The organism is Paenibacillus durus, from assembly GCF_000756615.1.
Taxonomy (GTDB): Bacteria; Bacillota; Bacilli; order Paenibacillales; family Paenibacillaceae; genus Paenibacillus_AQ; species Paenibacillus_AQ durus.
In genome coordinates this window covers 2228745-2254137 of the sequence record NZ_CP009288.1, presented here as the reverse complement: position 1 = coordinate 2254137, position 25393 = coordinate 2228745, and the positions used below count along the sequence as shown (strand labels likewise).

20 protein-coding genes are annotated in these 25393 nt (G+C 50.1%); 5 read left to right on the top strand and 15 right to left on the bottom strand.

The genetic code is table 11. The features are described 5' to 3' along the window. The first annotated feature begins 215 nt into the window (after positions 1-215). Complete coding sequence (locus PDUR_RS10080) at positions 216-965, top strand: hypothetical protein (RefSeq protein ID WP_233277518.1); 750 nt, start codon at positions 216-218, stop codon at positions 963-965. On the opposite strand, the gene PDUR_RS10075 is transcribed toward PDUR_RS10080, so the two are convergent. The 13 genes from PDUR_RS10075 to PDUR_RS10015 form a co-directional block, all read right to left on the bottom strand. Beyond that, positions 962-2059: a WG repeat-containing protein gene (locus PDUR_RS10075; RefSeq protein WP_233277517.1), complete on the bottom strand. Its 1098-nt coding sequence runs from the start codon at positions 2057-2059 to the stop codon at positions 962-964. The two genes, PDUR_RS10080 and PDUR_RS10075, sit on opposite strands and share 4 nt — an antisense overlap. A 400-nt stretch (positions 2060-2459) precedes the next feature. Next, positions 2460-3554 carry a response regulator gene (locus tag PDUR_RS10070; protein ID WP_081949462.1) on the bottom strand — a complete coding sequence of 365 codons (1095 nt, stop codon included), beginning with the start codon at positions 3552-3554 and terminating at the stop codon, positions 2460-2462. After that, the gene (locus PDUR_RS10065; protein WP_052410155.1) at positions 3547-7086 is read right to left on the bottom strand and encodes a response regulator; all 3540 of its coding nucleotides are present in this window, start codon (positions 7084-7086) and stop codon (positions 3547-3549) included. The genes PDUR_RS10070 and PDUR_RS10065 overlap by 8 nt, the downstream gene beginning before the upstream one ends. A 206-nt stretch (positions 7087-7292) precedes the next feature. Beyond that, a complete protein-coding gene (locus tag PDUR_RS10060) occupies positions 7293-8708 on the bottom strand; it encodes an ABC transporter substrate-binding protein (protein ID WP_042209233.1) in 1416 nt (471 codons plus the stop codon). A 91-nt stretch (positions 8709-8799) separates the two neighbouring features. Further along, entirely contained in the window at positions 8800-9624 is an 825-nt protein-coding gene (locus PDUR_RS10055) for a carbohydrate ABC transporter permease (protein ID WP_042206158.1), read from the bottom strand. After that, entirely contained in the window at positions 9621-10475 is an 855-nt protein-coding gene (locus PDUR_RS10050; protein WP_233277558.1) for a carbohydrate ABC transporter permease, read from the bottom strand. Before PDUR_RS10050 ends, PDUR_RS10055 begins: the two co-directional genes overlap by 4 nt. A 584-nt stretch (positions 10476-11059) precedes the next feature. Next, on the bottom strand, positions 11060-11986 hold the full coding sequence (locus PDUR_RS10045) for a 1-phosphofructokinase family hexose kinase (RefSeq protein ID WP_042206156.1): 927 nt from the start codon (positions 11984-11986) through the stop codon (positions 11060-11062). A 218-nt stretch (positions 11987-12204) separates the two neighbouring features. Further along, a complete protein-coding gene (locus PDUR_RS10040) occupies positions 12205-12840 on the bottom strand; it encodes a serine/threonine-protein kinase (protein ID WP_042206155.1) in 636 nt (211 codons plus the stop codon). Between the two features lie 236 nt (positions 12841-13076). Next, positions 13077-13901: a PTS mannose transporter subunit IID gene (gene manZ, locus PDUR_RS10035; RefSeq protein WP_042206154.1), complete on the bottom strand. Its 825-nt coding sequence runs from the start codon at positions 13899-13901 to the stop codon at positions 13077-13079. Positions 13902-13931: 30 nt separating this feature from the next. Continuing rightward, positions 13932-14702 (bottom strand): PTS mannose/fructose/sorbose transporter subunit IIC, encoded by a 771-nt coding sequence (locus tag PDUR_RS10030; protein ID WP_025695722.1) that lies wholly within the window; start codon positions 14700-14702, stop codon positions 13932-13934. A gap of 28 nt (positions 14703-14730) precedes the next feature. After that, positions 14731-15213 carry a mannose/fructose/sorbose PTS transporter subunit IIB gene (locus PDUR_RS10025; RefSeq protein ID WP_042206153.1) on the bottom strand — a complete coding sequence of 161 codons (483 nt, stop codon included), beginning with the start codon at positions 15211-15213 and terminating at the stop codon, positions 14731-14733. Continuing rightward, a complete protein-coding gene (locus PDUR_RS10020; RefSeq protein WP_042206152.1) occupies positions 15214-15633 on the bottom strand; it encodes a PTS sugar transporter subunit IIA in 420 nt (139 codons plus the stop codon). Between the two features lie 197 nt (positions 15634-15830). Then, complete coding sequence (locus PDUR_RS10015; RefSeq protein WP_233277516.1) at positions 15831-18620, bottom strand: sigma-54-dependent transcriptional regulator; 2790 nt, start codon at positions 18618-18620, stop codon at positions 15831-15833. A 326-nt stretch (positions 18621-18946) separates the two neighbouring features. Here PDUR_RS10015 and rpoN point away from each other — a divergent pair, with 326 nt between their 5' ends. The 4 genes from rpoN to PDUR_RS09995 all read left to right on the top strand — a co-directional run bounded on the left by rpoN (position 18947) and on the right by PDUR_RS09995 (position 24228). Next, positions 18947-20317, top strand: a complete 1371-nt coding sequence (gene rpoN, locus PDUR_RS10010) for an RNA polymerase factor sigma-54 (protein WP_042206151.1) — start codon at positions 18947-18949, stop codon at positions 20315-20317. Positions 20318-20703: 386 nt separating this feature from the next. Beyond that, entirely contained in the window at positions 20704-21954 is a 1251-nt protein-coding gene (locus PDUR_RS10005) for an FprA family A-type flavoprotein (protein ID WP_042206150.1), read from the top strand. 267 nt (positions 21955-22221) lie between these two features. After that, complete coding sequence (locus PDUR_RS10000) at positions 22222-23046, top strand: carbonic anhydrase (RefSeq protein WP_052410154.1); 825 nt, start codon at positions 22222-22224, stop codon at positions 23044-23046. Between the two features lie 6 nt (positions 23047-23052). Beyond that, complete coding sequence (locus PDUR_RS09995) at positions 23053-24228, top strand: stalk domain-containing protein (RefSeq protein ID WP_081949461.1); 1176 nt, start codon at positions 23053-23055, stop codon at positions 24226-24228. A 161-nt stretch (positions 24229-24389) separates the two neighbouring features. Here the strand turns inward: PDUR_RS09995 and PDUR_RS09990 are convergent, their stop codons facing one another. Together PDUR_RS09990 and PDUR_RS09985 are read right to left on the bottom strand one after the other, a co-directional pair. Beyond that, positions 24390-24779, bottom strand: a complete 390-nt coding sequence (locus PDUR_RS09990) for a GIY-YIG nuclease family protein (protein WP_042206149.1) — start codon at positions 24777-24779, stop codon at positions 24390-24392. A 40-nt stretch (positions 24780-24819) separates the two neighbouring features. Further along, positions 24820-25299, bottom strand: coding sequence for a DUF6530 family protein (locus PDUR_RS09985; RefSeq protein ID WP_042206148.1), 480 nt, complete (start codon positions 25297-25299; stop codon positions 24820-24822). Between the last annotated feature and the right edge of the window lie 94 nt (positions 25300-25393).

The window sequence follows — 25393 nt, the reverse complement described above, 5'->3', positions numbered from 1 at the left end:
CGTTCAAATGAATATCCTCCTTATCGTTACTGGCTAAGCCATATTATAACGGATATCCGCATAAAATAGCCCCACAAAGTGGAGTATTTCCCTGAAACATGCCCGCCAGACCTAGGCCACGCCCCCCTGTCTGCAGCTTGGTATTGTTAATATTATGTAATTCACATTATTAGTTGCTCTGATATAATTTCAGCTAGGCAAGATGAAAGGGGCATATGGCGTTGAAAAAAGAAATTGGTATATTAGTGTTGATGAGTGCTGTTTTGTTTTCCGGATGCGGTTCAGATCGAGGGAGTGGCAGCACGCAAGGGGCGAGCGAATCTCCAAGTAATCAGGTAACAGCGCAGCCGGAACAAGAGACTCATGCAAAACTGATTGAGGCTTCGGAAAATGAAAAAGTAAAACTTTACGCTATTAAAGAAACGAAAAATGTAATCGAAGGGGTAACTTTAGATATTGATGGCAGCCAAAAAGACTTTGATTGGGAAATCGCTGATACAGGAACTAAACCGCAGGTATTCTATACTGATCTTACGGGTGACGGTAAAGAAGAGGCCGTAATTACAATCAATACCGGACGAGGAACAGACCTAAATACTTATGACATCCATGTAATTAATGCCGGAGATTTATCCGAAATCAAAGTACAAAATTATAAGGAAACTGTTGCTGATCAGATTGAAACGCATGTTACTAAAAATGAGGACGGAAATTTAGCGATTAAAGTTAAAGCGCAAGGAAAGTACTATGAGTTCAGTTACGCTGCAGATCCAGGTTTAGAGGTGCAAGATAAACTCAATTTCGGTGGTACAGTTATTTATGAATTGGAGAATCAAAAAATAATATCCAGGATCGGTGGAAGTGTTGGAACTTCCCCTATTTACGTGTGTGGCTTCCATATCACATACAAATTCGATAGTTCGAAGAATGAATTTATTGCGGATCAAATTAAAGTTGAACCTTAAAGGACTTTTGTGAGGATAACTCCCTTGCCTAAAGTCTTAAGCGCCGCAGCGGACCCGCCGTTAAATGAAGAAGATTCCATTCTATACTCAAGCTTGGTGAGCAACTTGCCCTGGCGGTCTATATAACCAAATTTGCTGTCTGCTCCGGATTTTGATTCAATTCCTACCAAAGCGACTCCTTCTTTAAAGTCAAATGCTCTATTATACTGCTGATAAGCAATAATCTGAGTTCCGTTCTTATTAATATAACCGAGTTTTCCTTTTGAATTGTACACGTAAGCCAAGCCCTCGCTAAAATTACCGGCGCCGTAATATTTAAAAGGAATAACCGTCTTTCCATTTATATTAATATAGCCCCATTTTCCCTTGGCATTTTCAACAGCCGCTAACCCTCCGGAAAAATCGCTTCCTGCGTTAAATTGGAAGGGGATGATCGTTTTACCCGCTGCATCAATGAACCCGTATTTTCCTTTGCCGTTTCGAACAAGGGCCACTCCTTCGCTGAATCTGCGCGCATACGTGTATTGGTACGGAATGACCAATTCCCCGGAGGTATTGATAAACCCGAGCTTGCCGCCTTTCGGCGCATAAGCCGCCGCTAAGCCGCCGCTGAAGGCATAATCCGAATCGTACGTTTGGTTAAAGGTATGAACTATTTTCCCAGAGCGGTCAATAATCGCCTGTTCCGTTGAATCCGGAATGGACACATGAGCAACTTTCTCCGAGAACCTTTCTCCATCCGCATACTTGCAGGGAATTGCCAGCGCGCCTTTGGTGTTGATATATCCCACAAGCTTGGTTTTCGTGTTCATTACCATCGCCCGCTGTTCGGAAAAATCGCTTAACGGTTTGATCCATGCGGGAAGGGTAAAGGCTTCTTGTCCTTTCGCATTGTAGTAGACAAGAGTTCCATCCGATTGTTCGGAGAATAGTAAGCCGTCATGGAATTGCCCGTCGCTTGCAGGCCGGACAGGACTGAAATTTATCGGCGTTTGTGATAACTTGATCTGTGTTGCGGATGAAGCTGCGAAGCAGATTCCCGACATAAGGATTGTCATACATCCAATCAGTAACGCTAATCCAATTTTCTTCACTATTTTTACATGCTCCTTTTCGTCTTTAGTGCACAAAATATATCCTATTATGAAAAATAAATCCATAATTTTAGACGTTCAAATGATGAATAAGTTTCGCGCCAACAAGAAACGAATGCCGACTTTAATAAGACGACGCAGCCAGTTCCCTTACTTCCGCTGCTGCCAGCTGCCAGAAATACAACTTCCTTATTTCCTGCGGCACTCAGCAAAAATAGTCCGCCGTGGCCGCAGCCCTGCCGTAGATTAAAAAACAAAGCAGCGATTCTCCAATAACCGGAGAATTGCTGCTTTGCTGTCTTTTTACGGTTTTAAAAATGAGAAGGGCTATTTCGTTCGCAGAAGAATCTACTTATGAGACATCCCCACCGGAACTTCCTCACTTAATGTCCTCTTTGCTTCAGTGCACTTCCTCATTTTGGTACAGGGCGGATATCTCCTGGAATTTACGCTGGCAGCCAAGAAATATCCGAACGATATCCGGATCGAAATGCTTGCCCGCATTCCCCTCGATTATCTGAACCGCCTGTTCATGGGACATGGCATCCTTGTACACCCTTTTGCTCGTAAGCGCGTCATAAACGTCGGCGATCGCCATCAGCCTTGCCGAGAGCGGAATCTGTTCCCCCGCAAGTCCTTCAGGATAGCCTGTACCGTCCCATTTTTCATGATGGGAATATACGATTTCCTTCGCGTACCGGAAAAATGTCTCTTTCTTGTTCATCAGCTGCTCCGCCCGCAGAATCGCTTCTTTACCCAAAGTTGTGTGGGTCTTCATAATTTCGAACTCTTCCTTGGTCAGACTCCCCGGCTTCAGCAGAATGTGATCCGGTATTCCCACCTTCCCGATGTCATGAAGCGGTGCCGAGGTGACAATCAGGTCAACCGTCTCCCGGTTTAAGATCCCGCTGTATTTGGGCGTCCGGGCAAGATGAGTGGCCAGTTCTTCAATATACAGCTTCGTCCGCTGGATATGGTTTCCGGTATCGACATCCCTAATCTCGGCAAGGGCAGCCATCGACATGATGGTCACCTCCTGAACGAGAGAAATTTCCTTGATCCGCCTCGATATCTCCTTCTCAAGAAAATGGTTCTTGTCTTTGAGGAAATGGTTGGACTGCTTGAGAATCAAATGCGTCTTCACCCGCGACAGCAGAACTGGCGCGCTAATCGGTTTCGTAATATAGTCAACTGCCCCCAGCTCGAACCCTTTGTTCTCATCCTCCGCTTCTTCTTTGGCAGTTAGAAAGATGACCGGAATATCCTCCAGCTCCTTATCCATTTTCAGCCGCCGGCATGTTTCATAACCGTCCATGACCGGCATCATGATATCCAGCAGTATTAAATCGGGCGGTGCGGACTTGGCTACCGCGAGCGCCTTTTCGCCGTTCGTGGCGATTTTTACTCTGTAACTTTCTTTCAGGAGGCCGCTAAGTAAAGCAATGTTATCAGGTGTATCATCCACTACTAATACAACGGGTCTCAGGTCAAGCATTCTCATCACCCTCAATGTACTGATTGCTGTTCCTTGCCACCCTTTCAATCCGGTCAATCGCGTCTTCAAAATCGAATATCCCGATCGATTGCTCCGTTTCGCGCCAATCTTCCGGCTCCATCCATGCCTTTAACTGATTCTTCACCGTATTGAAATAGTCCACCGCTTCGCTGTCGCTAGCCTTCAACAGATCCAGCAGCCGGCCTATCTCCTGCTTCATCGGCCGGCGAGGAGGCATATCCCCTTCTGCTTCGGCACTGGAACTGGTAATTTCTCTTAATGCGGAACGGATTTCTTCCGATATGCTGAGGACGGCAGTGTCAAGTCTCTCAATAAGCGGCATAATCTCCTCCCCGGCCGGCCCTTCGGACAGCAATGCGCTGATTTCGTCCGATAAGGTCTGTACCTCCATAGCGCCGATATTGCCGGATACGCCTTTTAAGTTGTGCACAAGCCTATGCGCTTCGCCGAAATCCCGACGATCCACGGCCTTCTTGATCCGCTTTACGGTGTTGCCGTGATTGTCCGCGTATTTCCGCAGCAGACTAATATATAAAATCTCGTTGTTTCCGGTACGCTTGCGGCTGTTCACTGTATCGATTCCATGGATGTGCGGGAAGGACGGCGCCGCGATGTTTTCCTCTTGCCCGGCACCTCCGCTAACCGCCTGCGTAAGCTTGCTTTTCACATCGCCTGGCGTCCATTTATCGATTATGCTGAACAGAATATCGGGGTCGATCGGCTTGGATACATGATCGTTCATGCCTGCCGCCAGGCATTTCTCCCTTTCTTCCGGCATCGTACGGGCAGTCATGGCGATGATTGGCAGCTCCGAACCCTTCTCCCGAATTCTTCGCGCAGCTTCAAATCCGTCCATTACCGGCATTTGCATATCCATCAGCACCAGTTGGAAATAGGGTTCCGGCCGTTCCCCGATCATCCGGACAGCCTCCGCTCCGTTTGAAGCGATCTCCGTCTCAATTCCCTGACTTCTCAGCAGTTCAACGGCGATTTGCTGATTGATCTCATTATCCTCGGCCAGCAGGGCCCTTAGACCCGCTAGCTTATAATCTTTCTCATTCACACCTGAGGGGAGAGGCAGTTCCCCATTGTGCGGTGCGAACAGGTTGATAATGGTGTCGTACAGCAGGGATTGATTAACGGGCTTGACCAGTACATCGTCCAAATCCGCGGCATCGGCCTCTTTTAAATAAACGTCCTTCCCAAAAGCCGTAACGAGAATAACCGCGGGAATGGATTTAAGCGTTGCGTGTTTTTTTATCCTCCTGGCGGTGTCAAGTCCATATTCGCCCTCAATCTCCCAATCCAAAAATACGAGATCATATGGTTCATTCTCATCCGCTGCTTCAAGAGCATGAATCGCTTCTTCTCCGGATGATACGGCGGATGCGCTGCAATTGAAATCCTGCAGATTTTTGACCAGAAGCTCTCTTGCGGCCTGATTATCGTCAACGACAAGCATCCGAAGCGATCTCATTTCCTTGGGCATCTCCCTTGCTGCGGAGCTGTTTGCCTTGCTGACGCCGAACCATGCCGTAAACGCAAAGGTGCTCCCCACGCCCGCCTTGCTCTCCGCCCACAGGTTCCCTCCCATCATCTCGACCAGCTTGCGGCTGATGGCAAGTCCGAGCCCGGTTCCGCCGAATTTGCGTGTGGTGGAGTTGTCCGCCTGCGTGAACGCCTGAAAGAGTCTTGCTTCCGCTTCTTTACTAAGGCCGATCCCCGTATCACGCACGCTGAATTTCAGCTTAATCCTGTTGTGTACACGGCGGACCTGCTCGACCCGGACGACAACTTCGCCCTTCTCCGTAAATTTCACCGCATTGCTTACCAGATTGGTCAGAACCTGCTGAAGGCGAAGCGGATCGCCGGTCAGATTAACCGGAACATCGGCCGGTGTGTAATACATCAGCTCCAGGCCTTTGTCGGATGCGGATTGGCTCGACATGGCAACGGCGTCCGTGATCACTTCCGGGAGTTCGAATTCCGTAACCTCCAGTTCGAGCTTTCCGGATTCCACCTTGGAAAAATCAAGGATCTCGTTAACAATGCCAAGCAGAGATGTTCCGGCATTATGTATTTTGGACAAATAGTCTCTCTGCTTCGGACTGAGTTCGGTCTTGAGCGCCAGATGGGCCAGTCCGATAATGGCGTTCATCGGGGTACGAATTTCATGGCTCATATTGGCCAAAAACTCGGATTTGGCGGCTGTCGCCTCTTCCGCCATGTACAGAGCTTGAGTAAGCTCGCTTTCCTTTTGCTTCAGCCCGGTAATGTCCTCGGAAACGCCCAGAAGAAAGAGGGCATTACCATCAGCGTCCATAATGGGCAGCTTCGAGGTCTGGACATAACGGAGCGTACCCTGCTCGCTGTCACCCGGTAAAATTTCAATCTCGCTTACGGTCTGTCCGCTCTCCAGGACTTTTCGGTCCGTAGCGCTCTGCTTCCTGGCTACCTCCGGAGGGAACAGATCGGCATTGCCCAATCCATTTATTTCCTCGGGGGAACGTTCCAGGAAATCGGCGCAGGCCTGATTCGCTTTATAGATCTTCAAGTCTTCCGCATCTTTAACATAGACCATCACAGGGATATGATTAATGATGATATCCAGAAAATTCCGGCTCTCCAGAAGCTCCTTTTCCTTAATCTTCAGATCGGTGATATCCATCATGATGCCTAAATACCCGCCCTCGGTGCCATCTGACAAATGATAAGCCGACAGAGAATAAAGAATATCATGCTCTTTGCCGTCGGCAAAATGCCTCTTAAGCTGCCTTTGAGCGGGTCTGCCATTTCCGGTCACTTCTCTTCTCATCTCATCCAGCTCTTCATAGCTTGTTCGGGGCAAATGCGCCAAGTCCTTCGTATGCAGACCGGTCAATTCCAGCCGCTTCACATTGAATGCCTGCTCGTAGGCGGCATTGCAGCCAAGGAAATAACCCTCTACATCCAAATAAAATAACGGATGGGGCAAAGTGTCGATAAGCTGGGACGTAAAGTAAAGCTGGTCCAGAAGCTCTTTTTTTATGCGTTTATATTCGGATACATTCTCTTTGATGCCTACATAATGAGTGATCTTCTGGTGATCGTCCTTGATTGAGGAGATGATGACGGCTTCCGTGTACTTCTCTCCGTTCTTTTTCTTGTTGATAAATTCCCCCTGCCAGTTGTCGCCCTTGCTGATTGTTCTCCACATCTCCCAATAGGTTTCCGGCGCCGTATCTTCCGACTTAAGAATACGCGGCGTTTGGCCGACCGCCTCTTCCATGGTGTATCCGGTTATCTTCGTAAAATAAGGATTGATGTATTCAATCTGGCTGTGCGTATCGGTGATAATGATGGAAAGCGGTGATTGCTCGATGACGTTCAGATACAGGCGCAATTGTTCATTGTACTTCTTTTCGGTCTCCAGCATTTTTTTGGCGTCTTTAATCTGTTTTACATACAGGAGTACAATAAAAAAAGCCATTATGAGAATCACTACGTAAACAATACTATGTATGGAAGCCACGAATCGTATACCTCCCTTCAGAGCCCCCAGTTTGAGATAGACTCCCTCATTTCTTTCTTCGACATAATCCAACAAAATAATTAGATCAACCGCCGCGCGGATGCGCTTACATAGAAATATTAATCCTCTCCTCTTCACAAAAAAATAACAAATGGCCGCCCAGCGCCTAATCAGGCAGCCTGGCGGCCAAATCTTATAGCCAAATATTATTTTACCGTCGCGTTATACTGCTTCAGTTTGTCGGTGATCTGCGCTGCAGCATCCTCAAGCGCCTTCTTCGGCTCCTTCTTCCCGTTCAGCGCCTCCTCGATTGCGCCTTCCACGATCTGGCGCGCTTCCGGGAAAATACCCATAACCGCACCTGATGTAGCATTCGAGGCGCTTGAAGCATGAAGCTGATCAACGGCAGTCTGGAACTGCGGGTATTTGGCCATGTTGTCTTTCAAGACCTGCTGATCGTATGCTGCCTTCGTGATCGGGAAGTAGCCGGTGCTTACGCTCCATTCCGCCTGAACTTCCGGGGAAGCTACGTACTTGATAAGTTCCCAAGCCGCTTTCTGCTCCTCCTCCGGCTTGTTGTTCATAATGTACAGACTGGCTCCGCCTACAACCACGCCGCCTTCTTTAACGTCTTCCGGTCTCGGCAGAAAGCCGGTTCCCACTTCGAACTTGCCTCCTACCGCATCCACCATCTTCCGCAGAGCGGCCGTCGAATTCAGGGTCATCGCCACTTGTCCGGCGGCAAATGCGCTGTCCGTATCGTCCGTATCACGTCCAAGGTTGGCAACGGCCTTTTCGTCCACCATCTTCTTCCACCACTCCAGTGTCTTCACACCAGCGTCCGAAGCAAGCAGCGATTCCGTTGCAGCCTGATCACGGCCATTGCCTCCGTTCACATACTCGGCATTCTGATTGGCGAACAGCTGCTCCATGAACCATCCGTAAATCGCGATCGCTGCCCCCGGCTTGCCGTTCTTGCTGAGCGCTTTGGCAGCCGCCTCATATTCTTCAAAGGTCTTGGGCGGATTCTCGGGATCGAGTCCAGCCGCTTTAAATGCGTCTTTGTTATAGTAGAGGATTGGATTGGACGTATTGAACGGCATCGCGTTCAGTTGACCGCCAATCGTATAGTAACGGATGATGTTCGGTTCAAGGGAAGACAAGTCAAATTTATCCTCGTCGATAAACTTCTGTACAGGAGTAATCATCTTGGAGTCAATCATAAATTTGCTGCCGATCTCATACACCTGCATCAGATCCGGACCGCTATTAGAACCGAGCGAAGCCTTCAGCTTGTTCAAGCTCTCGTCGTATTTTCCCTGATAGACCGCTTCAACCTGAATGTCAGGATGGCTGGCGTTAAAGTCGGTTACAATCTTGTTGATTGCCTTCTCGCCGGTGCCGGACATGGAGTGCCACCAAGTGATTTTCACCGGTGCCGCTGCGGTGCTAGCCGTGCCTTTATCGCTGCTTGATGCGTTGTTAGACGATGTATTGGTAGCTTCAGTGTTTGCGTTAGCGCCTGAATTCCCTCCGCAGCCTGCCAAAATCACCATAAACATGGCGAGCACAAGAATCATGCCGCGTCTGAAACGAAATCTTCTAAAGCCAAACCTTTTCATTGTCTTAACCTCTCCTTTTCGGTAATCCCTCTTTGTGAATCTATAGATCATCTGCATCAAGCAGCTGATTTCTTCCATTGGCCCGTGTCTTCTAGCCCTTCAGCGCTCCCGCCGCCATGCCCCGCACCAGCTGCTTCAGCCCGAATACAAGCAGCAGCAGTGAAGGCAAAATTACGAGCGAAATTCCGGCAAACACCAGATTCCACGACGTCGATTCTTGAAATTCCAGCATGGAAATGCCGATCTGCACCGTCCGCATCATTTCACTGTTCGTAATCAGCAGCGGCCATAAATAGGAGTTATACGTATTTAAAAAGGAATAGACAGCCAGGGTGCCGATCGCAGGCCGGGACAGCGGCAGCACATGCAGCAGAAAATAGCGGATATGCCCGCAGCCATCCATCCTCGCCGCCTCGAACAGCTCCTTCGGGAGCTGGAGGAAGAACTGGCGCAGCAGGAAGGTGCCGAACGCCGTCGCCAGAAAAGGAACCGTCAGGCCCTGATACGTATCAAGCCAGTTCAGGCTGCGGACCGTCAAATAATTCGGGATCATCGTCACTTCCCAGGGAACCATCATCGAAGCGACAAACAGGCTGAAAATGAAGCCCTTGCCCTTAAAGTCCATTTTGGCAAATGCATAAGCCGCAAGGCTTGCCGTAATGAGTTGGCCGATCATAACAATGCCTGAGACAAGAAACGTATTTCCGATGAAGGCCGCGATCGGCACAATTCCGAATACGTCGATGAAATTTGCCGGATTGAACGAATGCGGAACAATGGACGGCGGAAAGGCGCTCGCTTCCTCCGGCGTCATCACAGACAGAAAGAAGCTGTACACGACCGGATACAGCGCGAATACGGCTGCCAAGATAAGGATGAGATAGACGGCGGCTTGTCCGGCAATATGCTTTTTCATTGATAATGCACCTTCCTTTCGATCCATTTGAACTGAATCAGGGTAAGGAGCATGATGACCACGAACAGCAACAACGCCTGCGCGCTGCCGGTTCCGAACCGGAAATTCACGAAGGCCTCCCGGTAAATGGAATAGACGAAGACATTCGTGCTGTCCATCGGACCGCCCTGAGTCAAAATATTAATCTGTCCGAACGATTGAAAGGCGCTGATGATCGATACGACCAGAACGAAGAACAGCGTCGGAGATAGGAGAGGAATCGTAATTTGGCGGAACATCGCCACCGGGCCCGCACCGCCGATCTTGGCGCTCTCGTACATGTCATCCGGAATGCCCTGCATGCCGCTGGAAATCACAATGTAATTAAAGCCAAGATTCATCCAGACGGTCATGAGCGAGATGGAGAAGAGCGCCCACTTCGGGCTGGTCAGCCAGGGAACCGGTGCAAAACCGGCCAGCTCCAGTCCGTAGTTCAGCATGCCCAGCGACGGATGAAACAGAAACTTCCAGATGACGGCCGCGGAACCGACGGAAAGCACCATCGGAAGCGAAAACGCGAATTGGAACAGCCGTTTGCCCCTCAGAAGATTATGAGTAAGCGCCGCAAGCACAAGAGCGAGCAGCATCCCTGCCGGTACCGTAAGAAGCGCGAACAGCACGGTAACGCGAATGCCATCCAGGAACAGGCCGGAGGAAAACAATGCCGTGAAATTCTCGGCTCCGACAAAGGAGGCCACTCTTCCCGCCGGGTCCGTGCTGTACAGACTGAGATACACCGACCGCAGCAGCGGATAGAACATAAACACCCCAAACAGCAGCAGAGAAGGTGCGAGAAAAGCATACGCAAGCATATTTTCCCGTACTTTCAGCCTCTTTAACGAAACTGTACGCAGGCCTCTTCCCGCTGAAGCTCTGCTTGCTCCGGCAGGAAGGCTCCAACGATTATCAAGCTCGCTCATGGCGAATGCCTCCTTTTTGTTGAAATCTGCTCTTGTACAATCCTCTGCAAGTGTAAGACTTGAATGTAAAACGAAAACGCCGGGAAATTCTGGCTAAGGTAAAACTTTAGTAAAACTGTTAACTGAATGAAAAACACAAAAAAGCTGTCCCGTAAATTTGCATACTCAGGGACAGCTCCGGTTTAGGGTGCGCGGCCAGCGGGCCCGGGCTTCAAATGAAACGGAATTCCTCCATCTTAATTTTGTCGAAAAGAACCAATGCCAAGCCTGAAAGGGAATTCCTCCCTATAAATCTGGTTTTTTGCCGAAAACAAAGAAATCGCAGAGTATAAGCCGGAGTTTTTCCCGTTTATACTACTGCGACGCTCTTTTTACTTAAAATAAAGGGGAGCTTTTCCTGCTCATGCTTACTCCTACCTGCAGATTATAGTGAAGCCCATCCATAGCCAGCGGCTCCAATCTCCCGGCAAAGTCACCTAATCCTGCATCATGCTCTTAAACAGCCTTTCGGTATCCTCCCGCTTACACAGTTCCCGCTCAGGATTCATGACCGCGGCCGCTCCGGCGGCAATGCCGAAGCGGACGGATTCCGCCAGCGTCCCTCCCTGCTCCAACCGATAGATGACTCCGGCTACCAGGCTGTCACCCGCGCCTACAACGCTGACAACAGGTACTTGGGGAGCGGTAATATGCTCGGCTCCTTCCTTGGAAATCATAAAGGCGCCCTTCGCTCCCAGCGAAACGATAACCGCTTCAGTCCGGCCTTCCGCAATGAGCTTCTCCGCCGCAGCCTTCACATCGCCGTCGCCCGAAAGAGTCATTCCGGTCAACTCTTCCAGCTCGCGGGCATTGGGCTTTAGCAGATACACGCCCGCATCGGCTGCCCGCTGAAGAGCTTCACCCGACGTATCCACGATTACCCGGCAGTTCCAATCCTTGACAGAATTGATGATCTGCGCATAGTAATCTGCCGGGCATCCGGGGGGCAGACTGCCGCTTAAGACCAGATAATCCGGCTTGGTCTTGAGTTGATTTAATTGATCCAGACACCGCTGCCGGTCTTCCTCGCCAAATGCCGGACCCGGCATATCGAATCGAAACTGCTGCCCGGTCGACTCCTCCAGAACAATGAGATTCTCTCTCGTTTGTCCTGAAATCGGAATGGACTGATGCTCGACGCCCTCTTGCTCCAGCATTTGATGAATCAGCTGCCCGTGCAATCCTCCCGATGTGTACAGAGCCAGGGCCTTACCGCCCAATCTGTGGATGGCTCTGGAGACGTTAACCCCTCCTCCTCCGGGTTGATAGGTCGCTTCACGGCAGCGGAGTTTATGGTCGGGAACCACCTGCTTTATTGCTGTGCTGGCGTCCACGCTTGGGTTAACGGTCAAAGTAACAATCATTTCCGCATCTCCTTTTTTGAGGCAGCTCGTTATATTCTACCTAAACGGTATACTTCACATTTACCCTTTTTATACATGGAAATGCCGGGCCGGGTCCTATTTATCCAAAACGTCCGTTCCGTATTGCCAATTTAATACAAAAAAGTGCGTCTAATTATTCGGCCCGTCATTACCCGGCTGCTCCAATTATCCGAAGAATCAGTCTGCCCTACGGTTCATCAGCTCCGTCTGCGCCTCCACAGCCGGTAACCTTTCCTCACCATTTCCAGGACAGGGCGGGGCACCGGAAACAGCCAATGGGAAGCGATCGGCCTGTACAGGCGGGTATAAGCTGTCTTAAAGTCATCCCACATCGTGCAGTCTTCCTGCTTAAGAAAATCCGAGATGTCCACAATCAGGCCGCGTCCATCCTCGGTCATTACATTTTTGGCGTGAACATCGTGGGGATGAAGCCCCCGTGAAGTCGCATATTTCAAGGCCTCATCAATATCATGGATGGCCTGATCGGTAATTGGAATGCCCCGCTTCATGCAGTCGTAGAAGGTAATCCCCCTGAGCCGCTTGAGCACCAGAAAATCAGGACCGGCATGGTAAAGCTCCGCATAGGCGGGATGAACTCCAAGACGCCGGTAAACCTCCACTTCTTCCGCAAGGCCGGGTCTTCCGGGCGCATATATCTTCACCGCATATTTATCGTATTCGGGATGACAGAGCACCGCCGCATAATTTCCCGATCCCAGCAGCATCCATGGCTCGGGGACATTTCGAACCTCGATCGGGTCCTCCGGTTCCACGCTCTCCAAGACCAGATGCTCCAGCAGTTCTTCCTGTATGATTTCCAGCAGCTTATCCATACTTCCTCCCTGCGGCTTCTAAGGCAGCTTTCATTCCGGTAATTTCTCTGACAAGTACTGTATTTATAACTTCAGTTTAAGGCATTTCATGAAAAAACACATCCTAAATGCGGCTAAATTATGCTATGGCAGAGTTCTGCCCCTCTAAAAAATGAAGCAGGCCGCCCAAGGTTATATCCTTGAACGGCCTGCTTATGGACGGTTCCACATGGAACCCGGCGGCTAGTATACTCGCATTATGCCAATACGCCAAGCCAGTATCCGAGAATGCCTACTGCAAATAAAGCGAAGATAAGCGCAATGGCGTTCACTTTCTTTTTCAGCAGTCTCATGCACAGGAAGGTCAGAAGAAGAGGAAGCAGTCCAGGCATCAGTTGGTCGAGAATCATTTGAACCGTAGTGATGACTTCTTTGCCGTCCGAACCCGTATATTTGGAAACGACCAGCGGCACGTTGATACTGGTCCATTTGGAAACCAGCGCCCCCATAACAAATAGTCCCAATATGGAAGCCGATTCGGTAAGCTTGCGCAGCCGGTTGCCCGACATGTCGGACACAATCTCCGTTCCTTTTTCATAACCGTACTTCAAGCCGTACCACTTGGTCGCCAGCCGGCACACGTTAAAGAGAATGAAGAACAGAAGCGGTCCGACGATGCTGCCGGTCAAGGCAATGGATGCGCCGAGCGCCGCCAGAACCGGCCGCAAGGTTCCCCAGTAAATCGGGTCGCCCACACCGGCAAGGGGACCCATCAAGCCGACTTTCACCCCGCTGATCGTAGCGTCGTCAATGGGCTGGCCGTTGGCCTTCTGCTCTTCCATCGCTGCCGTTACCCCCATAATCGGGGCCGAGATAAACGGCTGTGTATTGAAGAACTCCAGATGTCTCTTCAGAGCTTCTTTTTGATCCTCTTTCTTGCTGTAAAACCGTTTGATTGCCGGAATCAGCGTGACGCAGAAGCCGATGGACTGCATCCGTTCAAAGTTGAACGATCCAAGCAGAAACCATGAGCGAAAAAACATACTGTTTAAATCTTTTTTTGTTAATTTCTTCTCTTCCATTGTATAATCCCCTCTTTCTTTGGAAGCTTGCTACAGCTCATCAATTTCTTCCACTGCCGCGCTCTGCGCGCTATATTTCGGATTCAATTGGATGTACAGAATAGCCAGAACCGCACCGACAATACCGAAGCCGACCAGATTGATGCCCGTAAAGGCCGCAACGACGAAGCCAAGGAAGAAGAAAGGCATCAGGTATTTCGCGGACATCATGTTGATTACCATCGCATAACCGACGACTACGATGAATCCGCCCGCAATTTGCAGGCCTCTCGTCACGACTTCCGGTATTGAATTCAGCAGGCTCGTAACCAGCCCCGTTTCGGCTGCAACCGCTACCAGAACAGCTGGCAGTGCGACACGCAAACCTTGAAGCAGCAGCGCTATAAAGTGACACAGCTCAATTCCCTTGAAATTCGAGGACTCCGCATATTTATCCGCCAAATGCTGAAAGAATACGGTAATCGTCCGGACAAAAATCGTAAGTACCTGACCGGCGGCGGCAATCGGTATGGCAACGGCAATCCCGGCGCCTATCGATTGATGCCCTACGATAACAAGGATCGTCGATACCACACTTGCGAGCGCGGCGTCGGGAGCCATTGAAGCGCCGACGTTCATCCAGCCCAGAGCCATCAGCTCCAAAGTCCCGCCAAGTATGATACCTGTCTTAACATCACCGAGTACAAGGCCGATCAGCGTACACGCAATCAGCGGCCGGTGGGTCTGCCCTTCGTCGAGTACGCTGCCCATGCCGCATATGGCCGCAACCAGCGCTACCATTACGATTTCAAAAGTACTCATGTTATAACCCCTCTCTTATTTCCTTTGGCTATAGATCCTGAATCTTGGATATCAGATTCACCTTTGGATCACTGGCGACTTTTCTGATCTCCAATTGGATTCCCTTTTCATGGAGCTTGCGGAATGCATCGACATCCTGTTTATCAACGGAGACCGCACCCGTGATCTGCGTCTTGCCTTCCTTGTAGCACATTCCGCCGATGTTCACCGATTTGAACGGCACCCCGCCTTCCACTACACGAAGCACATCTGTCGGATTCGTAAACAGAAATAAGGTCTTGAAATCCGCATATTTCGGATTATTATAAGCCTCGATCGCTTTGTCTATGGTTACGACGTAGGCTTTTATTCCTGGAGGGGCCACTTGAAGGAGCAGCGTCTTCCGTAATGTATCCGCTGCCACTTCATCGCTCACCGCGATAATCTTATTACACTTTGTTTCTTTCACCCAGACGGTCGCCACTTGGCCGTGAATCAAACGGTCATCAATACGAACAAATGAAATTTCCATTTACAATTCCTCCTCTGTTTGGCTGTCTCTTATGCTGCGGAAAGACTTCATTGAATCTTGCCCTGCCCGAATCGCCAGATCGGCCAAATCTGCTAATTGTTCTGTCGATCTGTTAACCATAACGTCAACGATCATAGGCAGGTTAACTCCGGATACAATGTCCATATTCTCATAGCCTGCCGCAATCCGGCTGGCTGCGTTATAGGGACTGCCGCCGAACAAATCAACAAGAAAAATAACGCCGTCGCTCCAATCAATCGTATCCAGTGCCGCTTTGAATTTTTCGACAAGCCCGTTAACACTTTCACCAGGCTCAAACGTTACACCGGCTACATTCTCCAGCTCGCCGAAGACCATAGATGTCGACCTCAGCAGTTCCTCGGAAAATTTTCCGTGCGTACCTACAATAACTCCAATCATTTGTCTCACCCCCTAAATTCCCTTCGCCTATATTAGATATGCAAGACCCGTGCCAAACTTCTGTATGAAGAGAAGATTCCGGGGGAAAACATAAAAATCCCCGGCTGTGCCGGGGATTCTCGTCTGTAAATAAATAAGGATTCAGTTTGGAATTACGGTTTTCATACACAAATGTAAACGCTTCATACACTATCTCTTTAAATAAGGGCTGTTTTATATACATCGCTCAGCATTTCGCAAATATAATATTTTTCATCGCCCGTTAGAGACAGGTTAATACCGGAAGAAAAAATCGCGCAGGCCTGATTCACCGCATTCAAAATTTGAGGATCGATCATCTCCGTCTCCCCCCGGTATACCAGCCCGTCGTGAATAACCATCCGCTCCAGCGCGTGAGCCGTATGGATCGCAATCTGGACCTTCATCGCATATTCAAAATCCGTATTGAGCCCGCTTTCAAGCTCCTTAACGAAGCTCATCAGGGAACCCAATATTTTGTGGGGATTCAGATAGGTCAGGAATTCCTTCAGGCTTTCTTCGCACAGATCCTTGATAACCACACTTTGGTTCTCCTGTACGACGGGCAGCTCATGGTTCAGCAGCAGTTCTCTCAGCAGTTCCTCACCGCTCGCGTCGATCAGCTGCTCCAGAGGAATGAACGGAACATTGCGGTCGCCCGGCCGCTTTACTCCAATCACGGCCAGAACACTATGCTTGGCCTGCTGCTCTTTGACCACTTTATCCAATTCCCTGACCTTAGCCGGGATTACCGCTATTTTTTTCTGCGTAAGGTCGTAAACGATCTTCTCGACAAATTCCTTAACCTTGATCGCGGCGCCTTTGCCGGACGAGCAGACCGTTATGATGACCTTATTGTCCAATATCGCGCCTACCGATGCCTCCAGGTTGTTGTAGCCCCGGAAATCTTTCAGCGATCGGTAAATGTCCTCAAGCTCCATATCAAGCAGACTGGCCTTCCGGACGGCCTCCAGCGCCAGTGGCGTGGACACCATATCGATGGTCTTCACCTTGATCCCGAGCCGCTCCATAATCGCCGCTTCGAAATTGAGCAGAGAGCCCATATCCACGAGCATCAGCACACCTCTGCCGTTGTCAATGCTCTTTGCCTTGTCGACAATAATCTCCAGAATCTCTCTTGGGCTGACATCGAGCGGCATGTCCACCGCGCAAATGCTGGAGCTCCCCAGCAGGCTGTCGACAACGCCGACGATACTGCTTGCCGTACTGTTGCCGTGCGCGGCAACGATAATTCCCACATTGCCCTTTCGCTCTTCCTCCACCGATTTGAGCAGGATCGCCACATACGTAATTTCGGCCTCCGGTACGTCTATTCCGAAGCCGGATTCAATCATATCCTTGATGGTCAGCGCCATTTTGTATTCTTCATCATTCTGGTCAATGGGATCATAGACGGGTTTGCCGCCATATTTCTTCTCCCGTATCCGCTTAAGAAAAGCGCTTAGATGAAGACTGAAGGCATAGACGAACCGGTCGCTGTACCTTCGGTTCAGCTCCTGCTCAACCAGCGATTTGACCTGATCGGCAAATTCGAGAATCTCCTTGTCTACAATTTTGAGAATCCGTTCCCTGCTGCCTTTTTGATTATAAAAACGGTTATAGAAGCTTTTAATATGGATGTTGACGTCCGTAGTGATAAATTTATTAATGTAGCTGTCGTCGAGGCCTTCATCCTTCAGCAGGCTTATTTTGTCTTCAATCAGCTTGTAGAGGTTGAACGGCGGCTCCAGCACATCTTCTTCCGTGGCATGGCTTCCTTCGGGAGTGATGTACAGCTGGGAAGAAATGGACCCGAGTTCTTCGCTTTCCCTGCGGCTCTTGCCAATGTTGAACAGCCCTTCCCTGATGTTGCCCGGCAGCACTTTGAAGTCAAGTCCGATGTCTTCCCAATTCTCACGGATGCTGTCCAGAAATCCCTTGGCGCAAACGAGCTGGATATTCGATTTAAGCTGCCCGATATTGCCGTAGGTGACACTGCCGATCAGCGCTTTGGCGACTTCCGGCTCGACCCGGATCGGCTTGTTGACGCGAAGGGCCTCGCTCTCCAGCAGATGCTTCAGTATTTGAAGCTGTTCCGAAGGCATCCGTTCCTGAAAAGGAGGAATGTTGATGGTAATCGGGATGCGTCTGATAAAGGTCTTCAGCATGGACGATCCCGGATCTTCCGTCGTTGCCGCGACAAGCAGTACATTCGCGCTCCGCTTGCGTTCGGATTCGCCCAATTTATTGTACGTATGCGTATCCATGAAATAGAAAATCATTTCCTGGCCTTCGGGCGGCAGACGGTGAATCTCATCCAGGAACAGAATTCCGCCGTCGGCTTTTTCAACAAGCCCCTGCTTCTCCTGGTCCGCTCCGGTAAACGCACCTTTCACATGACCAAAAATATGGGACAGCAGCAGCTGCGGATTATTATAATAGTCGGCGCAGTTGAACACGATAAAAGGCGCCTGCCCGGTAAACCGCTTCATGTGCTTGCCGTAGTTGTACATCAATTTGGCAAACATCGTTTTCCCCACGCCCGTCTGGCCTACAATGAGTGTATGCAGTCCCCTTGGCGGGTACAGAATGGCCGCTTTGCCCTGCTCCACCTGATTACGCATGCTGCCTTTGAAGCCGATCAGGGAATAAAAAGGGTCTTCCCGCTCCCCGGTCTGCAGAATTTCCCCAAGGCTGTTCACTTCGATTTGCTTCTCTTTCAGGTGAACGCGAAACATCTCCTCGATGGTCTGTTTATGAAGAAACTTGACCGGTCTTCCCTTGATTTTAATAATCCGGTCGGCCCGTAGAAGTTCATTCAATTCCTTGCTTACATTGTTTCTGAGCATGTTCTGGTTAGCCGCAATTTCCGCAGCCGTAATTCCTTCGCATTGAAGCAAAGCCTCTTCCGGAAATCCCTTTGTTTTTTCGGCAATATACTCCAAAATCTTGTCGATTCTTCTCACCATTTGCACCTCCGGACTAAGCCGTTCCTAGATGAAGCTCTTGCCTTCGTCTCAAGTATATAGGAGCAGCTGGGTAATCTCTATTACAAATCTTTTCTGCAGGTCACAAAAATTTCTGGAGAAACTGTGATAAATGTACTGTGCTCACGGTTCTAAATTCACAAAAATAGAGATATAAAGTTATGGATAGTGGCAGGATATTATCATTCGTCTGACGAATTATCCTCCATATCGCTGAATATATCCGGAGTTCCTTCTGCGGCGGGAGATGGCCGACCTTCCTCCCAAACTGCCGCCGGTTCATTCCGGAAGGAGTTGAAAGCATTTACATGATACAATTCGGACTCAAACAAGAGCAGACACTAAAGCTGGCTATAACGCCCGAACTGCGGCAGGCGATACAAATGCTGCAGTACTCGTCCGCCGAGCTGCTATCCTATCTGCGCGAGCAGGCCAACGACAATCCGGTAATCGATCTGCAAGAAACCGATCTGGCCGTCGGCATCGGCGCGGAGCCGTCCGCTGCTCAGAAAGATTCGAAAGATTACGATGATAGCCGCGGCGGAGAAGGATATGCGCATTCCTTAAGCACTCAGACTTTTGACCTGCTGGCCGCCATGGCCAATCCGGCCGATACGCTCTATGTGCATTTGAAAAAGCAGTTGGGGCTGATTCGCGGGCTGACCGAAAGTGAATACAGAACGGCGTTGTATCTGATCGGCAATTTGGACGAAAAAGGCTATTTAGAGCTGGACATTGATTCGGATGCCCGCTTATCGGGAGCTTCCGAGGATGAGGCGCAGCGGATGCTGGCGCTGATCCAGCGCTTCGATCCGGCGGGGATTGCAGCCCGCAGTCTGGAGGAGTGTCTCCTTCTCCAGCTTCGGAGAGACGGAACCGGGGATGGCCCTATCGTCCTAGTGGTGGAGCGTCATCTGGGAGACCTGGCGGCTAACCGGCTGCAAAAGATCGCGGACGCGCTCGGAACCGGCGTTCAGGAGGTGCAGCGGATAGCCGATTCCATACGCAGGCTTAATCCGCGTCCGGGCGCATTGTTTGCCAGCCAAGAGCGGCAGACCGTTATTGCTGATGTTACAGTGGACAAAATCGGCGGCGAGTACACGGTATTCGTCAATGAGACCGGCGCGCCGCGCGTCTCCATTAATGCATACTATAACCGGCTGCTCAGAGAACAGCCGAACCGGGACGAAGCCTGTCAATATATTCACGACCGGATGGCTGCGGCTTCCTGGCTGATCAAAAGCCTGGAGCAGCGCCGCACGACGCTGCTGCGCGTGTCGCGGGCCGTGGTGGAAATGCAGCGGGATTTCTTCGAGCATGGCATTCAAGGACTGAAGCCGCTGACTCAGAAAGAGATTGCGGAGCAAACGGGCCTCCATGAATCCACAATCAGCCGGGCCGTCGGCAATAAATACATGCAGACCCCCCGGGGATTGTTCGAGCTGAAATACTTTTTCACCTCATCCCTCGCGTCAGCGGACGGCGACGCCGCATCCTCGGAAAGCGTGAAACTGCGTATTAAGGCAATGATCGACGGCGAAGACAAACGGAAGCCTCTATCTGATCAGGCGATTACGGAGCTGCTGACGCAGGAAGGGCTTGAGTTGTCCCGTCGGACCGTGGCCAAGTACCGGGAGGAAATGCGTATCCTGTCATCCGCCAAGAGAAAACGCTTTTAGTTCGTCCTGCGGTCTTTTTAAAATGATAAGAACCCTGTCAGAGCTGCACTTTACTTCGAATACAGCCCTGATCAGGGTTTTTTTGCGTTTCCATCCATTTTTAGCTGTCCCGAGCCGGAAGTTTTCCATATTGTAATATTTAGTTTAAATTTGCGCAGTTTCCTGTCTCTACCCCGCTTTTTCCGCAGCCAACGCCTGATTTTTTGCTCCTTTCTCTCTTTTTTACGCGCTAATTCACTCTATCCTTCTGTCTCATGTAATCTTATCTAACACTGATATTCTAAAATAAATCCTGATTTTCCCGTCAACATGATATATATCAATTATTTTGTCAGTATTTGTTGTTATAGTATTAGAAAAATTTTAAGCATGTGGAGGGAATACCGATGTACAATGTTCAAGAAATCGCGCCTTCGATTTACTGGGTGGGCGGCACCGACAAAAGACTGGAACGCTTCGAAAATATGTTCCCGCTGCCTCAGGGAGTTGCCTATAATTCCTACTTGATTATGGATGAAAAGACGGCGCTTATGGACACGGTTGATTCCGCGATCAGCGTACAATTTCTGGAGAACATCGAGCATGTGCTGGATGGCCGGACGCTGGATTATCTGGTTGTGGGCCACATGGAGCCCGACCATTGCGCCAATATCGAGGAGCTGCTGCGCCGTTATCCGGAAATGAAAATTGTCGGCAACAAAAAGACGTTCCAGTTCATGGAGCAGTTCTATACCTTCAGTAAGCCGGATAATTACCTCATCGTCAAAGAAGGCGAAGAGCTGCCGCTCGGAGAGCATACGCTGCGCTTTATCATGGCTCCATTCGTCCATTGGCCTGAAGTCATGTTCACCTATGAAGTCTCGAAGAAAATCCTGTTCTCCGCCGACGCCTTCGGCTGCTTCGGTTCGCTTTCGGGAAATATTTTCTCCGACCAGACGGATTTTGATGGAGTGTTCTTGGAGGAATCCCGCCGTTATTACTCCAATATTGTAGGCAAATACGGACCGCAGGTGCAAACGGTGCTGAAAAAAATAGCCAAGCAGGATATTGAAATGATCTGTCCGCTGCACGGTCCGGTGTGGCGCGAGAACCTGTCGTATATTCTGGACAGATATCAGAAGTGGAGCACCTATCAGCCGGAGAAGCGCGGTGTGGTGCTGGTCTATGCATCCATGTACGGCAATACGGAGAACGCCATGAATCTGATCGCATCCAAGCTTGCGGCCAAAGGGGTTCAAGACATCCGTATGTACGATGTGTCCAAGACCCATCCTTCCTATATCATCTCGGACGCCTGGAAATTCAGCCATCTGGTCTTCGGTTCGCCTACCTATAACCTGGGACTGTATCACGGCATGCAGGCTCTGCTGCATGAAATGGCGTCCCTGAACCTGCAGAACCGCAAAGTCTCCCTTGTAGGCAACTATACTTGGGCTAACGCCGCCGTAAGGGAAATGACCGAAATCTTGGAGAGCATGAAAAAAATCGAGTTCGTCGGCGAGCCTTTTGAAATCAATTCCGCCTTAAAGCCGGAGCAGCTGCCGGAACTGGATCTGCTGGTGGAAGCCATCTATGACTCCCTGAATACCGATACGGAAGAAACGGTTGCGGCAGGCGCAGGAACAGCCGGAAACTAACAGAAAGCAAGCGATCAGCTTGTCTATCCCATCATGAAGAAGCTGCCTCTAAAGTCTGTATAAGGACTTGAGGCAGCTTTTTTGTGCATAAATATGAAAGGCTTTTCTATCTTATGGGACTTAAAATAGACCGCAATCTATGGCTCCATCCGCTGCCGGAATAGACGATTGCCCGAAATGGGACCGCATGCCCTTGTTCCTGATTTTTCCACCGCGTAAAATGGTATGGATTTTGAATTAATACATAATTTGGGGGGAGAAAAGAAAATGAAATTAATGAAACCGTATTCCCGATTTCTGCTTTGCGGACTCTTGATGGGTGCACTGGCAGGCTGCGCAGAGAAGGAACAAGTCTTACAGAACACAGAAAGCAATCCGCCTACGCAAGCAGCCCAAGCCGCCAAGGTTCACTGGTCGTATGAGGGAGAGACATCACCTGAACATTGGGGCGAACTTGAAGAAGATTTCGGGACCTGCAAGGTGGGAAAGGAACAATCGCCCATCGATATTGAGGCTGCTGATGTGAAGAAGGATACCAACCTCTCCCCGGTAGAGGTCGATTATTCGCCTTCGGAAGTGTCTCTCGTCAATAACGGCCATACGATACAGGTAAATGTGTCAGGGGAGAACAACCACATTGTTCTTGAAGGAAAGACCTATACGCTGAAGCAGTTCCACTTTCATTTGCCAAGCGAGCATGAAGTGGGCGGCAAGCATGATGAGATGGAACTTCACTTCGTTCACAAGACCGAAGACGGGGATACTGCGGTGCTCGGCGTTCTGATTAACGGCGGCGCGGAGAACGCGGAATTGAACAAGCTGTGGTCCCGGCTTCCCCAGAAAGAGAGTGAAGAAGCAGTAGCGATTGACGGTAAATTCGATCTTAAGGCCCTGCTTCCGGGAGATCTTCACTCTTACCGCTATCATGGATCGCTAACGACACCGCCATGCACCGAAGGAGTGCAGTGGATTGTGCTTCAGCAGCCCGTGGAATGGTCCGAGGCGCAAATCAGCGCGTTCCGAAGCATTTTCCCGCATGATAACCGCCCGGTTCAGCCGCTTGACGGCCGCACGCTTGAAACAGAAGAGTAAATTTTTATGAAAAAGAGATTGCTATTCATTCCTGCCGTAGTCTCATCGCTGCTGCTTTCCAGCGGCACTCTGCTTCCTTCACCGGCCCAGGCATCGACGGTGCCCGCATACGTTCAGCTTACGTTCACGAACGGCGGCACGCTGACAATGGGTTATTCCGGCAATGCCATCATCAAGGACGGCATCGCCTATTTGGCCGCTTCCACAGCCAAGGCGGCAGGGCTTAAGATCACTTGGGATCAGACGCATAAGCGCGCCGAATTTACCGGTTGGGAGAAAAGCTTCGCAGTTCGGGTCGGGAGCCGAACCGGTGTGCTTGACGGCATACCGGTTAGCATCGGAGGTGTTCCTTTTATTCACAACAAGGAGCTCTATATTCCAGTGAAGTTTATGGTAAAAGCGCTCGAAGGGGGCACCGTCCGCTGGGATGCCAAGAAGCGCACGTTTTTAGCTAACGGATTGCATTTATACCGCAGTTATTCGGAGACGTTCGAGGGTACCGTATATTCCGTTTCGCTTGATACCGGAGAATTGTATTCATCGTCCCGGCAAGGCGCAAAGCTTAAAATCGCCGATCTCGGCACCGGTCTGGATGTCGTCGACTTTACATTTGAGCGCACACCGGGCGGTCTGCTTCTTCTGCGCATCAGCAATATTTATGGCGAGCCGCATGTCAATACAGCCTACTTCACTTTTGTGCTAAGAAATGGCGCCGTCATACGAAAAGGACAAATCGCTGGCCGCGCTTCCTTTGGGGAGCCTGCCGCCCGGTCTGACGGGAAGCTGCTGCTGAGCGACGGCAGAGCGCTGCGGCTTGTGGAGGATGGCACAGGCAATGTGGCCGAGACAGTCGATTTGGCCAAGCTAATGAATGCAGACGCCACCCAAAACGCCGATACGCTCTATCACGTAGAAGCCTTCTATTCGGATATCGCGCTGATCCGTCCTTCCAATACCGGATTGCTGACACTTGTCGACCGCTCGACCGGAGCAAGCACGCTGCTGTACCGGGAATTTTTCGATGCGGATCGGCAGCGGGAAATCGAGGAAGGCGATCCGTGGTTTTTGGGGGATTTTCTCCGGTTTGCCGGACGGAGCGGAGATACACTGACTTTTACGTATAATACGGGACATGAAATCATCAAGTATACGCATATACTAACCGCCGCTCCGCAGCAGTAAGAAACATGGCCTGACTTCCAATCTCCTCTCGTACTCCTTACCAGGGAGTCATTCGCTGTCCGTAACTGCTAAGGGCTGCTCACAAGTCATGAAGATGACCTGGTGCAGCCCTTTTTGCGTTGCGGGTAAGCTGTCACCCGGGCCGGGAGGCTTCGGCAGAATTATTTCCGCTTCGGTTTATTGTATCCCTTGTCCCCAAAGGGCTGCAGCTTCTCAATCCACAGCTCAAGCAGCGCATCCACTTCTTCCTGATACTCATTTAACTCCGAAATGTCGTTCAAGATTTCCTCACGCGGCTTAATTTGATCCAGTTCTTCAAATACGAAGCTGTCGCCGCCGTATTCCTTCCAGTCCTGCTTTAGTTCATTGATGCTGTTAATATTCGTCTGCTGCAGAAATTCAAGCCGGTTTCTTGCCCCGGTTAGATCCATGCTGCCGAGCACCAGAATTTTACCGTTCTTCACATTTCGTATCTGGTAAACACCCATCGGCCGAAACGACTGCGCGTATGCCGAGGCCAGCTCTTTCTTCTTTTGCTTATCCAGTGACATTGTATTTCCTCCTTGGTTTCAATCGTGCATCATGAACACTTTAGTAGCCCATTTCCTTCAAAATCCGGGACAGCGTGCTTAGACGCTCGCCAATCAGTTCGCTGTCATCGCTGAGCGCCTGGCTGAACAGCTTGATGTCTTCGTTGATTCTGTCGTTGTCCGTGCATACGGATACAGTCATCGCATCCCCTTGCAGACCCACCCGGTCAAGCACCGGATTCTCAGGATCATACAGATACTGATACTGGTAAGCCTCCCGGAAATGGACCATGCTTCTGGTCACCAGAATGGCAAGGTCAAGCACCCGGTGAAGCGGCAGCTCCTCCGATTGTCTGGACCACTTCTCTCCCGTATGCCGCCACACCTTGGCGGAAATATCGACCTTCCCCCGGTCGTTCCACTGAGCCAATCCAAGTGATAATCCCTTCGTGTCCGAATGATTCGCATATCTGCCATCCACATTTTCATAATTCTCGGATACAATAACCGGTTTATGCTTTAGCGTTGTTGGAATTTTCATTTCTTCGTTCACCTGTCCCTTTAATGATCTTCATATTTAATAATTTACTAATTTACTAAATTACTAATTCAGTAACAAGGGTTATACTAGCCCA